This window comes from Microbacterium sp. STN6 (genome assembly GCF_026410545.1).
In the GTDB taxonomy this organism is placed as follows: domain Bacteria; phylum Actinomycetota; class Actinomycetes; order Actinomycetales; family Microbacteriaceae; genus Root112D2.
Map to the genome: position 1 here is coordinate 810,541 of NZ_JAPMIT010000001.1, position 12,081 is coordinate 822,621.

14 protein-coding genes are annotated in these 12,081 nt (G+C 67.5%); 8 read left to right on the top strand and 6 right to left on the bottom strand.

Annotation, left to right across the window (positions count from 1 at the left end):
- Positions 1-40: 40 nt before the first annotated feature.
- Positions 41-433, top strand: coding sequence for a PadR family transcriptional regulator (locus OSC27_RS03695; protein ID WP_267180050.1), 393 nt, complete (start codon positions 41-43; stop codon positions 431-433).
- Positions 430-1,338 carry a permease prefix domain 1-containing protein gene (locus tag OSC27_RS03700; protein WP_267180051.1) on the top strand — a complete coding sequence of 303 codons (909 nt, stop codon included), beginning with the start codon at positions 430-432 and terminating at the stop codon, positions 1,336-1,338. Before OSC27_RS03695 ends, OSC27_RS03700 begins: the two co-directional genes overlap by 4 nt.
- Here the strand turns inward: OSC27_RS03700 and OSC27_RS03705 are convergent.
- The 4 genes from OSC27_RS03705 to OSC27_RS03720 form a co-directional block, all read right to left on the bottom strand.
- Complete coding sequence (locus OSC27_RS03705) at positions 1,304-2,059, bottom strand: PIG-L deacetylase family protein (RefSeq protein WP_267180052.1); 756 nt, start codon at positions 2,057-2,059, stop codon at positions 1,304-1,306. The genes OSC27_RS03700 and OSC27_RS03705 overlap by 35 nt on opposite strands.
- A complete protein-coding gene (locus OSC27_RS03710; RefSeq protein ID WP_267180053.1) occupies positions 2,046-3,239 on the bottom strand; it encodes a glycosyltransferase in 1,194 nt (397 codons plus the stop codon). The genes OSC27_RS03705 and OSC27_RS03710 overlap by 14 nt, the downstream gene beginning before the upstream one ends.
- 81 nt (positions 3,240-3,320) lie before the next feature.
- A complete protein-coding gene (locus tag OSC27_RS03715) occupies positions 3,321-4,370 on the bottom strand; it encodes a zinc-binding alcohol dehydrogenase family protein (protein ID WP_267180054.1) in 1,050 nt (349 codons plus the stop codon).
- A complete protein-coding gene (locus tag OSC27_RS03720) occupies positions 4,367-5,458 on the bottom strand; it encodes a hypothetical protein (RefSeq protein WP_267180055.1) in 1,092 nt (363 codons plus the stop codon). The genes OSC27_RS03715 and OSC27_RS03720 overlap by 4 nt, the downstream gene beginning before the upstream one ends.
- Before the next feature lie 88 nt (positions 5,459-5,546).
- On the opposite strand from OSC27_RS03720, the gene OSC27_RS03725 reads away from it, so the two are divergent.
- The 3 genes from OSC27_RS03725 to OSC27_RS03735 all read left to right on the top strand — a co-directional run bounded on the left by OSC27_RS03725 (position 5,547) and on the right by OSC27_RS03735 (position 8,586).
- Complete coding sequence (locus OSC27_RS03725) at positions 5,547-6,149, top strand: TetR family transcriptional regulator (protein WP_267180056.1); 603 nt, start codon at positions 5,547-5,549, stop codon at positions 6,147-6,149.
- 85 nt (positions 6,150-6,234) lie between these two features.
- Positions 6,235-7,614 (top strand): MmgE/PrpD family protein, encoded by a 1,380-nt coding sequence (locus OSC27_RS03730; protein WP_267180057.1) that lies wholly within the window; start codon positions 6,235-6,237, stop codon positions 7,612-7,614.
- Positions 7,615-7,671: 57 nt separating this feature from the next.
- Positions 7,672-8,586: a phosphosulfolactate synthase gene (locus OSC27_RS03735; RefSeq protein ID WP_267180058.1), complete on the top strand. Its 915-nt coding sequence runs from the start codon at positions 7,672-7,674 to the stop codon at positions 8,584-8,586.
- A 28-nt stretch (positions 8,587-8,614) separates the two neighbouring features.
- Here OSC27_RS03735 and OSC27_RS03740 read toward each other — a convergent pair whose 3' ends face one another.
- On the bottom strand, positions 8,615-9,403 hold the full coding sequence (locus OSC27_RS03740; RefSeq protein ID WP_267180059.1) for an alpha/beta fold hydrolase: 789 nt from the start codon (positions 9,401-9,403) through the stop codon (positions 8,615-8,617).
- 62 nt (positions 9,404-9,465) lie between these two features.
- Between OSC27_RS03740 and OSC27_RS03745 the strand changes: the two genes are divergently transcribed.
- Entirely contained in the window at positions 9,466-9,879 is a 414-nt protein-coding gene (locus tag OSC27_RS03745) for a MarR family winged helix-turn-helix transcriptional regulator (RefSeq protein ID WP_267180060.1), read from the top strand.
- 11 nt (positions 9,880-9,890) lie between these two features.
- Here OSC27_RS03745 and OSC27_RS03750 read toward each other — a convergent pair whose 3' ends face one another.
- The gene (locus tag OSC27_RS03750; protein ID WP_267180061.1) at positions 9,891-10,394 is read right to left on the bottom strand and encodes a MarR family winged helix-turn-helix transcriptional regulator; all 504 of its coding nucleotides are present in this window, start codon (positions 10,392-10,394) and stop codon (positions 9,891-9,893) included.
- A 105-nt stretch (positions 10,395-10,499) separates the two neighbouring features.
- Between OSC27_RS03750 and OSC27_RS03755 the strand changes: the two genes are divergently transcribed.
- Together OSC27_RS03755 and OSC27_RS03760 are read left to right on the top strand one after the other, a co-directional pair.
- Positions 10,500-11,075, top strand: coding sequence for an NADPH-dependent F420 reductase (locus OSC27_RS03755; RefSeq protein ID WP_267180062.1), 576 nt, complete (start codon positions 10,500-10,502; stop codon positions 11,073-11,075).
- Positions 11,076-11,216: 141 nt separating this feature from the next.
- On the top strand, positions 11,217-12,077 hold the full coding sequence (locus tag OSC27_RS03760; protein ID WP_267180063.1) for a VOC family protein: 861 nt from the start codon (positions 11,217-11,219) through the stop codon (positions 12,075-12,077).
- Positions 12,078-12,081: the final 4 nt, after the last annotated feature.

Consider the following 12,081-nt stretch of genomic DNA (forward strand, 5'->3'; position numbering starts at 1 on the left):
ACACATCTCGTCATGTAGTGCATCTGATACAGTAATAGACGTGAATCCTACGAGCGTCACGACGCCACACGGCGACGGGAGGGCCTTCGCAGCAGACCTGTTGCGGGGTCATACCGACACGATCGTGCTCGGCATACTCCGCGGCGGAGACAACTATGGCTACGAGATCCATAAGGCGATTCGGGATGCGGCCGGCGGCGACCACGAGATCAAAGAGGCCACCCTCTACGCCACCTATCGCCGGCTACAGCGAGACGGCCTCGTGGAATCGTACTGGGGAGACGAGACCCAGGGTGGTCGACGCAAGTACTACCGCATCACGGATGCCGGCCAGGCGGTCTTTCACAACAACGTCGCCGCCTGGGTGGCAACGCGGCGAATCATCGATTCGCTGCTTGGCGCGCGAGACCCGATGGAAGGACACGGGCAATGACTGACGAGACCATTCGCTCCACCGGCGGTGACGTTCACCGTCTGCTCGACGAAGCCTTCCTCGGTATCGAGATGACGGCCGATGCGCAGGATTTGAAGGAGGAGGTTCGGGTGAACCTGCTCGCTCGGATCGCCGAGCTGGCGGCCGGCGGGCACAGCCCGGATGACGCCGCGGTTCGCGCGCTCGAAGAACTCGGCGATATCAGAGAACTCCTCGGCGCGTCGGCTGCGGCAACCGCGACGGTACCACAGGGGTGGGCCGAAGCGGTCGAGAGACATCGAGTGCGCATCAAGCCCTCCTCCGTTGTCGGCGCGGGTATCGCTGCTTTGGCGGCAGCGGTGGGGCTCGTGGTTGCACTGCTAGGCGCGAGCAGAGCCCTTCCCCTGCCTGTCGGCGTGTTGTTCCCCCTGATTGGTATCGGCGCGACGGGCGTCGCGTGGATCGTCGGAGAGGCACTTGCCCGCGAGACGACCACGAAGCATCCGATGCCCATCAAGCGAACGAGCGGCTACTTCTTCGCAACGCTGCTTGCGGCCTACGGGCTCGGTGTCGGAGGGCTCATCGCGCTCCACGCAATTCCCCTCTGGGCGACCGCTCTGGCGGCGCTCGGCGTCGTGGCGGGGCTTGTTCTGTTCGCGATCCTCGGCGCGACACAGACGAACCGACGCAAGGCATGGGTGCGCATGATGCGGCGCGGTCGCCCGCGGCTGACGCGCCGCTTCGCCGACGAGCCTGAGGTTGCCGTTCGGTTCGGCATTTATACGACGGTAACGTGGGCCGTTGCGTTCGCCGGATTCGTGATGCTCGGCGCCACGATCGGCTGGGCGTGGTCGTGGCTCTGTCTGCTCGGCGGGTTCGTGGTGATGATGCTCACGATCGCGCGGATGCTGTTCCGTTCGATCTGACAACCAGGCCGACCGCGGTCACGATGCGCTGGCGCTGGCCGCCGGAATGGATGAGGTCTGCGCCGTCGACGGTGAGCTGGCTCGGGTAGCTGCGCAAGGCATCCGTCACGGTAGGCAAGTGTTGTGGAAGGTCGAACCACTCGGCATCGGCGGTGGGGGAGAGGGCGAGCTCGGCGAATGGCACGCCGAGTTCGCGGCAGGCGGCGACGGCGGCGTCGTGGACGCGAACGTGGTCGGGGTGGCCGTAGCCGCCTGACGCGTCATCGCCGATGACGAGCCGGGGCTCGAGGGCACGGATGGCCGCCACCATGTCTGCGACGACCTCGTCGAGTCGGGTGGCGGTGAGTGCCTGCGCCCCCACGTCGGCGGCGGGGCCGGCGAGCCCCGGTCGCAGCCAGCGCATGCCGGAATCCTTGTAGCGTCGTGGCGGGAGCCCGGCCGCCCGTGCCGGGGGAGTACCGAGCCACAGCCGCTCGCCGATGCCGAGCCGATCGCACGCGAGATCTCGCTCCCGCTCGCGCTGGGCGACAAGCTGCGGAGTGCCGACCAGCGACTGCAACGGCCCCGCGACGACCTCGCCCTGCTCGCCGCGGGTCGCCGTGAGCAGCGACACCGCCGCGCCGCGTTGCACGAATTCGGCGATGAGCGCCCCGCTCGCAATGGTCTCGTCGTCGGGATGCGCGCAGACGACCAGCACGCTGGCCGCCTCACGCACACTCACGAGCCGGGATCCTCCTCATCGTCGAGTCGTATACAGACAGCAGTCGCTCGGCCGAGCGCTTCCAGGTCGCGCGGACGGCCAGTTCGCGGCCGGCCTGGCCGAGGCGTGTGGCGAGTGCGTCGTCGTCGAGCAGGCGTGTGAGCGCCGCCGCCCACTGTCCGGGATCGCGCGTGTCGAGCACCGTGCCAGTCACCCCGTCGTGCACGGCCTCATCGAGGCCGCCACTCGCGGTCGCTAGCACCGGCACACCGCAGGCGGAGGCCTCCAGGGCGACGAGTCCGAACGTCTCGGAATGCGACGGCACGAGCACCGCGCGCGCCGTCGCGAACAGCGTGGCGAGCTGCTGCCGCGTCAGCGGGCCAGCCCAGCGAACCGTGACGCCGCCTCGGCTGGCACGCTCATGCAGGGTGTCGGCATAGTCGCGGTACTCATCGGCCGCCTCGCCGGCGACCACGAGCGACGGCCGCCTCGCGTCAGCCATGAGAGCCAGCGCATCGATGGCAAGCTCCAGGCCCTTGAGCGGGTGGATGCGCGCGGCCACGGCGACGTGGCCGGGCCGCGCATGCGGCGCGCCCTGCGGCCGGAACAGGCGCGAATCGACGCCCGGCTGCACGACGAAGACCCGATCAGCCCCCGCGCCGAGCCGGTCGACGGCAATGCGCGCCTCATAGTCGCTCACTGTGGTGACGGCATCCGAGTGCGCGGCGAGGTGGGCCTCGCCCGCCAGCCGGCCGGGCGATTCCGCTCGCTCGCCGGCGCTGAGCGGTGTCTCGTTCGCCGCAGCGATGCTGTGGAAGCTCTGCACGTGCGGGATGCCCCGGTGCCGGGCAACGGGCAGCGCGGCCATGCCCGAGAACCAGTGGTGCGAGTGCATGAGATCGAAAGGCCCCAGCCTCTCGAGGCCCTGCCGGAAGGCGACAATATGCTGCTCGTGCTCGCCCTTGCCGATGAAACGGGCGGGGCCGGCGGTGATGGCGTGCAGGGTGAGGTGCGCGGCGAGGTCGGTTGTGTCGGGCGAGGCGCCATCCGTTCGTCGTGTGATGAGGTGCACATCGTGCCCCAGCAGGGCAAGCTGCCTGGCCTGTTCGAGGACGACGACATTCATTCCGCCGGCGTCGCCGGAGCCCGGGGCGTGGGATGGAGAGGTGTGCATCGAGACGATGCCAATACGCAGAGGCATTTGCCTTCAGCCTACCGAGGGAACGCGCACGTGGCTTCGGGATCCGGCCTTGGGCTGCTCCTTGACGGGCGCCAGCGACGGTTACAGGCGCACGACCAGCTTCTGGGCGGAGACGCCGTGGCGCAGGCGGTCGAGCGCGACCGGGATCTGCTCGAGGCCGTCTCCGACGACGACCGCTTCGGGCGCAGCGCGGTAGGTGCCGCTTGCGAGAGCGGCGGGAAGGTAGTGCGCGTAGATGCTCGGCCCGACGGCGTTGTTTCGCAGGGTCCCGCCCCAGACGCCGGTGGTGTGCACGCCGCGCCGCCGCCGTGCCAGGAGCTGGAGGCGGATCGCCGCGGTCGGCTGCGCGCTCGTGAGACGACGCGGGCCGGATGCTGTGCTGGCGACCGCAAGCGTCGGTGCGAGCGAGCCGGAGCCGATCGCGTACGCGCCGGCGAGCACGTCGTCGCCGAGTGCGGCACGCAGTCGGCCGACTGCGTCGGGAGCGGTGCGATCGATGGCCGCGGCGGCGCCGAGGGAGCGCAGGTAGCCGAAGTTGTGCGGTGAGCATGTGGCGATAACCCGGTACCCGGCCGCACGGGCGAGTTGGATGGCGTTGCTGCCGACGCTGGTTGAGCCACCCCAGATGAGCACCGTCTCGCCGCGCTCGGACGGGTTGAGCGTGGGCAGCGGCAGGCCCAGGTGGTCCGGCTGAAACAGGCCGGTTGCCGCAGTCGAGAGCGCCAGCGGCAGCACGCATGCCTGCTCGAAGGGCAGATCGTCGGGAATCGGCGACACCATATGCTCGACCAGCACCACGTAGCGCTGAAAGGCGCCCTCAGCTGCGCGGTTTCGATCCTTTTCGACGCCGACCGCCATACCGAGAACCCGGTCGCCGACCTGGAGTCTGCCCACTCCCGCTCCGGTCTCCACCACCTCGCCGGCCACGTCGCTGCCGATGATCGCGGGGAATCGCAGCCATGGCAGGGCCAGCCGGTAGCCGATTCCGGGCAGGCCATCGATCGGATTGACCGAGACGGCACGCACCCGCACGACCACCTCGCCCGGGCCCGGCGGCGTATACGGCGGGTGGCCGACCTCGAACCGTGTGCCCGGCTTCGGCAGCCAGAGGGCGAGATTCTGCGGCGTCACGCCAGCGCCTCAGCGAGCACGTATTCGCCACCGCAATCCTCTGCCAGCGACGGGCCGAAGAGCGCCGCCGGCGTGTATGCCCCCGGGTGGCCCTGACCCGCCAGCAGCCGGTAGGCAACCTCAGACGCCACCGCCGCCGTGAATTCGCTGGCGGCCGGCAGCCGCAGCCACCCCTCGCGAGCCTCGCCGTTCGCCCACTCGGCACGCGCGTGCCCCCACGAATGCTCTCGCGGCTTCGGGCGATCGGGCAGCATCACGGCAGCGAGGCGGCGCGCGACAGAGCGACGCAGCGGTCCGACGTGCAGAAGAGGCAGAACTGCCGGAAGCAGCACCCGAGCGGCTCGGCCGGATGGGGCTTCGCTGGAGGCCGTGTCGACGAATCGCGCACGAGACGCGTTGTGGGCGGCGAGCAGCTCGCCGAGCGGCATCAGCGCGGTGGTCACGGCGTCGCCGTCGGGTGTCGTCAACTGCAACGGCCGGCTGAGAATGCGGGCGCGCGCGAGTCGGCCATCCGTGATGCGTCTGCTCTGGAACCGGCCGCCGCCGCCCACCCCGGGCAACCCCTCGACGAAGGATGCGGCGAGTGCCTCGCCGAGCCGGCCCGCGGTGCTCTCCATCGAAGGGATCATGTCGACGCGCACGCGCTCGGCGGGCGGACGACCCTCGGTGAGCCAGGTCACGACGCTTTCCGTGGCCGTGACGCCGAAGCCGGCACCCGTGACGAGCGTGTGGCCGAGCCGGCGGGCGGCCTCGTCGCGCCCCAGCAGCTGCGTGAAGGTCGAGATGTCGTTGGCGATGTCGCAGTAGTGGCCTGCTTCGAGGGCGGCGTCGGCGATCACCGAGCCGGTGTGCTGGAAGGGGCCGACGGTGTTCACAACGACGGCGGGACCATCGCGGCGGATCGCGGCCGCCATGTCGGCCGGGGTTGCCGCGACGACCGCACGCGCACCCAACTCGCGGGCGAGAGGCTCGAGTCTGGCCTGGTTTCGCCCGACGAGCACGAGGGGCGCGTCTCGGCCGGCGAGCAGGCTCGCAACACGGGCACCCGTGCGCCCCGTTGCTCCGAGCACCCAGATTTCGTTGGACATGTCGTGACTCCCTCTCGCCGCTGTGATGACACGTTGTGTCGTTGCCGACGATAGCATGACATGGGGTGTCATCGGCTAGGCTGGAGAAATGGGGAGATGGGTGCCGGATGCGCGTGGTCGCCTCGAGCGCGCAGCGCTGGAGCTCTTCACCGAGCAGGGCTTCGCCGAAACCACGGTGCCGCAGATCACCGAACGGGCGGGGCTGACGACTCGAACCTTCTTCCGCTACTTCGCCGACAAGCGCGAGGTGCTTTTCTCGGGCGAAGACGACATGCGCGAACAATTCGCCGAGATCGTGCGAAGCGCGCCGCGAGGACTGTCGCTCATGGAACTCGTCGAGCACTGTCTCGTTGAGGCGGCGACCGCCATCTTCGAGCCCCGGTTTGCGGTGATGCGCAGTTGGCGATCGGTCGTCGCGACCGATGATGGTCTGCGTGAGCGCGAGCTGCGCAAGCAGCAACTTGCTTCGGAGAGTGCGGTGGAAGTGCTGCGCGAGCGCGGTCTCGATGAGCCGACGGCCGAGATGATCGCACGGTTGGCGAGCCTGGTGCTGCAGACGGCGCTGTCGGGTTGGGTCGCGCAGGCGACCGAACAGAAGCACCTCGCCACGTTCGTTCGCGAGTCGCTCGTGCAGCTGCGCTCGATCGTCTCGCCCGCTGACGACGCAAAAAGTATCTTGACATCAAGATAAATTGTGGCAGAGTCATAAGTGAAGTTAGGTAACCCTGACCGCCCGATTGGGGCGCGGCTACCTGCTCAGAATCGCGGGTCGCATCATGACCGAAGTCCAGGATTTGGCGCGCTTTGTCGGCGGCGCATCGTTCGATGATCTCAGTGCCGACGCGGTCGCTCAGCTGAAGATCCGTGTGCTCGACACTCTCGGTGTCGCCATCGGCGCGCTCGATGCTGAGCCGATCATCGCCATCCGCACGCTCGTCGATGATCTTGGCGGCGCACCGCAGGCCGCGATGATCGGCGGCGGGAAGACATCGATCGATCGGGCGGCCTTCGTCAACGTGTCGCTCAGTCGCTATCTCGACTTCATGGACGCCTACCTCGCCAAGGGAGAGACCTGCCACCCGTCCGACAACCTCGGTGCCGTGCTGGCAGCGAGTGAATCGGTCGGCGGTACAGGAAGGGAATTTCTGACAGCGCTTGCCGTGGCCTACCAGGTGCAGGCGCGGCTGTCTGATGTCGCCCCGGTGCGGGCGAAGGGATTCGACCACACCGTACAGGGTGCGTACGCGAGCGCCGCTGGTGTGGCCAAGGCACTTCGGCTGACTGAGGCGCAGACCGCGAATGCGATCGCGATCTCGGGAACCGCCAATAACGCCCTCCGGGTGACCCGCACCGGCAATCTAAGCAACTGGAAGGGCCTGGCCTACCCGAACACGGCCAAAGAGGGCACCTTCGCGGCGCTGCTGGCCTCTCGCGGCATCACCGGCCCAGAACTCGTCTTCGAGGGCAACAAGGGCTTCAAAGACTCCATCGCGGGACCGTTCGAGATCGACTGGTCGACAGAGGATCTCGAGCGGGTGAACATGACGATCGTCAAGAAGCACAACGCCGAGATTCACTCGCAGTCCGCACTCGACGCGGCCATGGACATCCGCTCGCAGCCCGGGTTCGACGCGGCGCTCGTTCAGACGGTGCGGTTGCGCACGTTCGACGTGGCCTACTCGATCATCGGGGGCGGTGAGGAAGGCGACAAGCACAGCGTGCGCACCAAGGAAGAAGCGGATCACTCGCTTCCGTACCTGCTTGCCGCGGCGCTGCTCGATGGGCGAGTCACCCCGCGCAGCTTCGCCCCGGAGCGGATACGCGCGGAGGACATCCAGCGTTTGCTCGCCGTGGTGGAAGTGCGCCCGGACGATGGATTCTCCGCTCGCTTCCCTGCGGAAATGCCCGCGAGCCTCGAGGTCATTCTGTCCGACGGAACCGTGTTGCACTCGACGCAGAACTCGTACGAGGGTTTCCACACCGACCCGATGAGCTGGAACGTGGCACGCGCAAAGTTCGATGCCGTCGCCGGTCGGTTCGCCGACCCCCAGCTGCGTGAGGAGATCGCCGCCGTGGTGCGCGACCTTGATCACCACACGGTGCGCGATCTCTGCCAGTTGCTCGGCCGTGTCAGCACGCACCAACTCGAGCGCTGAATCGGCCGCCAGCTTCCTGCCCCACACGGCATTCACGAAGAGAAAGAAGGTCACACCATGACCATGACCACAAGCCCCGTCACCAGCCCCAGGAACTCTGAGGCCGGGCGGGCCGTCGCACCCCGCAGTGCCAACGCGATCGCGCAGGATGTCGCATTCAACTTCATTCCCCGCGCCTATCGGCCCCAAAAGCCGCGCACGCTCGGCATCACCGAGGTACGAGGGCCGTACTACTCCACCTACGGCATGCGACACCTCGCTGACGTGCTCGAGACTGCCGGCCAGTGGGTGGACGGTGTGAAATGGGCCGGCGGGTCGTTCGCCCTGCTTCCTCGCGAGCAGGTGCGTGCATTCAGCGACCTTGCCCACGAACATGACGCGTACATCTCCTCCGGCGGCTGGCTGGAGACGGTGCTGCGCTACGGACCGGACGCGGTCGACGCGTATCTGAAGGAAGCCAAGGAGGTCGGTTTCGACGTCATCGAGATCTCGGCCGGCTTCATCTCCGTGCCGACCTCGGGCCTGTTGCGGTTGATCGAACGCGTGACGAAGGCTGGGTTGAAGGCTAAGCCCGAACTCGGCATCCAGTTCGGCTCAGGCGGCGACTCGGGCGAGGCTGAACTGGCCGCAGAGGGCACGAAGGACGTCGGCGATCTCATCGCTCGCGCCAACAAGGCTCTTGAGGCCGGCGCCGACATCATCATGATCGAGTCGGAGGGCATCACAGAGAACGTGGTCGAGTGGAACACCCGGCCGGTAGCGGAGATCATCAACGGCGTCGGGCTCGAGCACGTGATGTTCGAGTCGGCAGACCCGCCCGTATACGAGTGGTACATCAAGAACTATGGCAACGAGGTGAACCTGTTCGTCGACCACAGCCAGATTCTGCAGCTGGAAGGGCTTCGACAGAACCTCTGGGGCAATAAGTCCACGTGGGGCCGCATCATCAACCCAGCCCCGCTGACCTACTAGAACGAGGGTCGCGCGGTATCGCCGCCGCTCAGGCGGCGTGCTGCACGATCAGGTCCCTCAGCCGCCCCGGCGTCTCGAGCTGCGGCAGGTGGCCGGCCGTATCAATGACCTCCAGCCTCGCTCCGGGAATGAGCTCGGCGTAGTCGCGACCGTGGTCAGGCGTGACGATGCGATCGGCGGCTCCCCACACGACCAGCGTGTGAGAGCGGATGCTGTCGATCCGATCCACGAGCGTGGCGTCTGCCATCGTCGTGCCCCCGTACGCGAGCAGCGCCGCGCGATTGCCTGCCATCGCGGCCCGCGCCGCAGCGGGCAGCGCGTCGAGGTCAAGACGGAACTTCGACGGCTCGTAATACGACAGCTCGCCGACCTCGGCCATGCTCAGGGAGAAGAAGTCGACGATGGGATGCTCTGCGTTGACCAATCCGACGGCATCGACCACAACCAGACCGGTGACCCGAGGCGAGTTGTGCGAAGCAATCTCGGCGGCGAGCCAGCCGCCGATCGAGTTGCCGACGAGCAGAACATCGTGGGCATCCAGTGCATCGAGCAGGCCGAGGTACGCGACGGCCAGCGTGCGGATGCTGTCGAGCCCCTCGGGCCGAGAGGTGCCCGCGAACCCGGGGTGTGTCGGAACGACTACCCGGAATCCGCTCGCGGCCAGGAGCGGCGCGAACGGCGCGACCGACTGCGGTCCAGCCCCGCCGTGTAGGAGGAGAACGGTTCGACCCGCCCCGTATTCGGAGAGGGCGAAATCGATGCTGCCGGCGGGGGAGTCGCTGCGCAGCATCCGCGATTCTGGTTCTGTCATTGTCATGGCCTCACCATAGCTAAGCATGTTGAACTAAGCAAGATGAGTTTATCGATTAGGCTGGCCTCGTGGATGGAAAAGAACTGCGGGACGCGGGGCTCGCGATCAAGCGAGTGCAGGCGCGGCACCACAAGGAACTCGACGCGCGCCTGCGCGCCCTCGGCCTGACGCTCGTGCAGTGGGATGCTCTGCGTCACCTCGACGAGAACCCGGATGCGTCGCTGCGCGACCTCGCGAACCTCACGTTCCAGAGCGAGCAGGCGTTCGGCACGCTCGCCACGCGCATGGTGAGACGCGGGCTGATCGAGCGAGTCGACGGGCCGGGCCGCGCCATCCGTCACCGCATCACCAAGACGGGTGCGGCCGCGCTCGTTGAGGGAACGGCGGTGGCCACCGCGGTGGTGCGTGCGTCGTTTGCGCCGCTGAGTGACGACGAGGTGCGAACCCTGAAGGCGCTGCTCGAACGGCTCGCGACGAGGTAGCGGCGAGGCGCTCAGACGGGCGGGGGCGTCTGGGAGCGGGCGGTCGCGACCATGCGGGCCTGCGGGTCCAGCTTGCTGAGCAGCTTGGCTGAGATCGTCGAGAGCTGGGTCAGTTCCTCGGCGGTAAGGGTGTCGATGACGATGCTGCGCACCAGGTCGACGTGCCCGGGCGCCGTTGCGACCACCTTCTGCCAGCCGTCTTGGGTGAGGGTGACGTTGGTGGCGCGGCGGTCTTCCGGGCACGGCTGGCGCTTCGCGTATCCGCGCTTCTCGAGGTTCGAGACGACTCGCGAGAGGCGGGCCAGGCTCGCCGTCGTGAAGCCCGCAAGCGCCGTCATTCTCATGGTTCGCTGCGGGGCCTCGGAGAGCATTGCGAGCGTGAAGTACTCGAAATGAGTGAGCTGCGCGTCCCGTTCCAGCTGTGCGTCGAGCGCCGCCGGGAAGAGTTGCAGCACCGCGACGAAGCGGGTCCAGACGACGAGCTGCTCGTCGTTCAGCCATTTCGCGTCGGTCATGCAGCGATTCTACTCGAAAAGTTGTAGCTACAACTAAATCACGCTATATTACTTGTAGATACAACCAATGGACACCCGTTTAGCGGAAATCGAGAAGGAGACCCCATGACTGCAGTGAGCATCATCGGAACCGGCGCAATGGCGAACGCGATCGGCGGCGTTCTCGCCGGCGGCGGTGCGACCGTCGAATATATCGGCCACTCCGAGAAGACCGACACCGTCTCGGGCGAGATTGTCGTTCTCGCGGTGCCGTACCCGGCCGTCTCCGGCATCATCGCCCAGTACGGCGACCAGCTGTCGGGCAAAATCGTCGTCGACATCACCAACCCGCTCAACTTCGAGACGTTCGACTCGCTGACCGTGCCGCAGGGCAGCTCTGCCGCGGCCGAGATCGCTGCCGTGCTTCCCGAATCCCGGGTGCTCAAGGCGTTCAACACCACGTTCGCCGCAACGCTTGGTGCGAAGAAGGTCGGGCCGTTGCAGACGACGGTGCTGATCGCGGGTGACGATGCTGAGGCCAAGTCGGCTCTCTCGGCGCTCGTCGCGGCAGGCGGAGTTGCCGCCATCGACGCCGGTTCGCTGCGTCGCGCGCACGAGCTCGAGGCGCTCGGATTCCTGCAGCTGACCCTCGCTGCGGGCGAGCAGATCGCGTGGACCGGTGGGTTCGGGCTCGTACGCTGATCGGCACGCGCCCCGCGCATCCGTAATCGGCCGCGCATCCGTAATCGGCCGCGCATCCGCAATCGGCCGCGCATCCGTAATAGGCCAGGTAATCGGCCAGGAAGGCAGACAATGAACACAACGACGGCAGAAGAAGAGTCAATGACGAAGCGAGACGTGATCAGCGCCGGCACCAGCATGAGTGCCGTCACGCTCAAGGTCGCCGACCTCGATGCGATGACCGCGTTCTACCGCGACGGCGTCGGGCTCTCGACGCTCGCGCAGGCCGGCGACAGCGTGGTACTGGGCTCCGCCGGGCAGCCGCTCGTGATTCTCGAGCACTCGCCCCTGCTGAAGCACGCCGCCGAGGGCGCGGCCGGGCTCTTCCACACGGCCCTGCTCTTCCCAAGCCAGGCAAGCCTCGCCCGTGCCCTCTATTCGGTCGCCACCAAATACCCCGGCGCGTTCACCGGCAGCTCCGACCACCTGGTCTCCGAGGCGCTCTACTTCGACGATCCCGAGGGCAACGGCGTCGAGCTCTACTGGGACCGGCCACGCAGCACCTGGCAGTGGAACGGCAACCACGTCGCCATGGACACCCGCTACCTCGACCCGAACGCCTTTCTCCAGGCCCATTTGACGGATGCCGCTGCCGGCGCCCTTCCCGCCGGCGCGACCGTTGGCCACGTGCACCTGAAGGTCGGCGACATCGCCAGCGCCCGCGCGTTCTACGCCGACACCCTCGGCTTCGAGGTTACCGCCGAGTTCGGCGCGCAGGCGCTGTTCGTCTCGGCCGGTGGCTACCACCACCATCTCGGCATGAACACGTGGCAGAGCAGGGGAGCGCTCGACCGCTCGCCGGCCCTCGGGCTCGGTCAGGTCGCCATCGAACTCCCGGATCTCGACGACGTGGGCGCTCTTCGCGAGCGGCTGTCGGCTCAGCGCATCGCGGTGCGTGACGACGGCCGAACGCTGCGCTTCGACGACCCGTGGAAGAACGAGATCGCCGTCAGCGTACGCTGAGAAC

Bases quoted from the DNA above. Each gene is read 5' to 3' on its own strand.
- OSC27_RS03700 (WP_267180051.1), top strand. From the start codon at position 430: ATGACTGACGAGACCATTCGCTCCACCGGCGGTGACGTTCACCGTCTG.
- OSC27_RS03710 (WP_267180053.1), bottom strand. From the start codon at position 3,239: ATGCCTCTGCGTATTGGCATCGTCTCGATGCACACCTCTCCATCCCAC.
- OSC27_RS03720 (WP_267180055.1), bottom strand. From the start codon at position 5,458: ATGTCCAACGAAATCTGGGTGCTCGGAGCAACGGGGCGCACGGGTGCC.
- OSC27_RS03725 (WP_267180056.1), top strand. From the start codon at position 5,547: ATGGGGAGATGGGTGCCGGATGCGCGTGGTCGCCTCGAGCGCGCAGCG.
- OSC27_RS03730 (WP_267180057.1), top strand. From the start codon at position 6,235: ATGACCGAAGTCCAGGATTTGGCGCGCTTTGTCGGCGGCGCATCGTTC.
- OSC27_RS03735 (WP_267180058.1), top strand. From the start codon at position 7,672: ATGACCATGACCACAAGCCCCGTCACCAGCCCCAGGAACTCTGAGGCC.
- OSC27_RS03740 (WP_267180059.1), bottom strand. From the start codon at position 9,403: ATGACAATGACAGAACCAGAATCGCGGATGCTGCGCAGCGACTCCCCC.
- OSC27_RS03750 (WP_267180061.1), bottom strand. From the start codon at position 10,394: ATGACCGACGCGAAATGGCTGAACGACGAGCAGCTCGTCGTCTGGACC.
- OSC27_RS03755 (WP_267180062.1), top strand. From the start codon at position 10,500: ATGACTGCAGTGAGCATCATCGGAACCGGCGCAATGGCGAACGCGATC.
- OSC27_RS03760 (WP_267180063.1), top strand. From the start codon at position 11,217: ATGACGAAGCGAGACGTGATCAGCGCCGGCACCAGCATGAGTGCCGTC.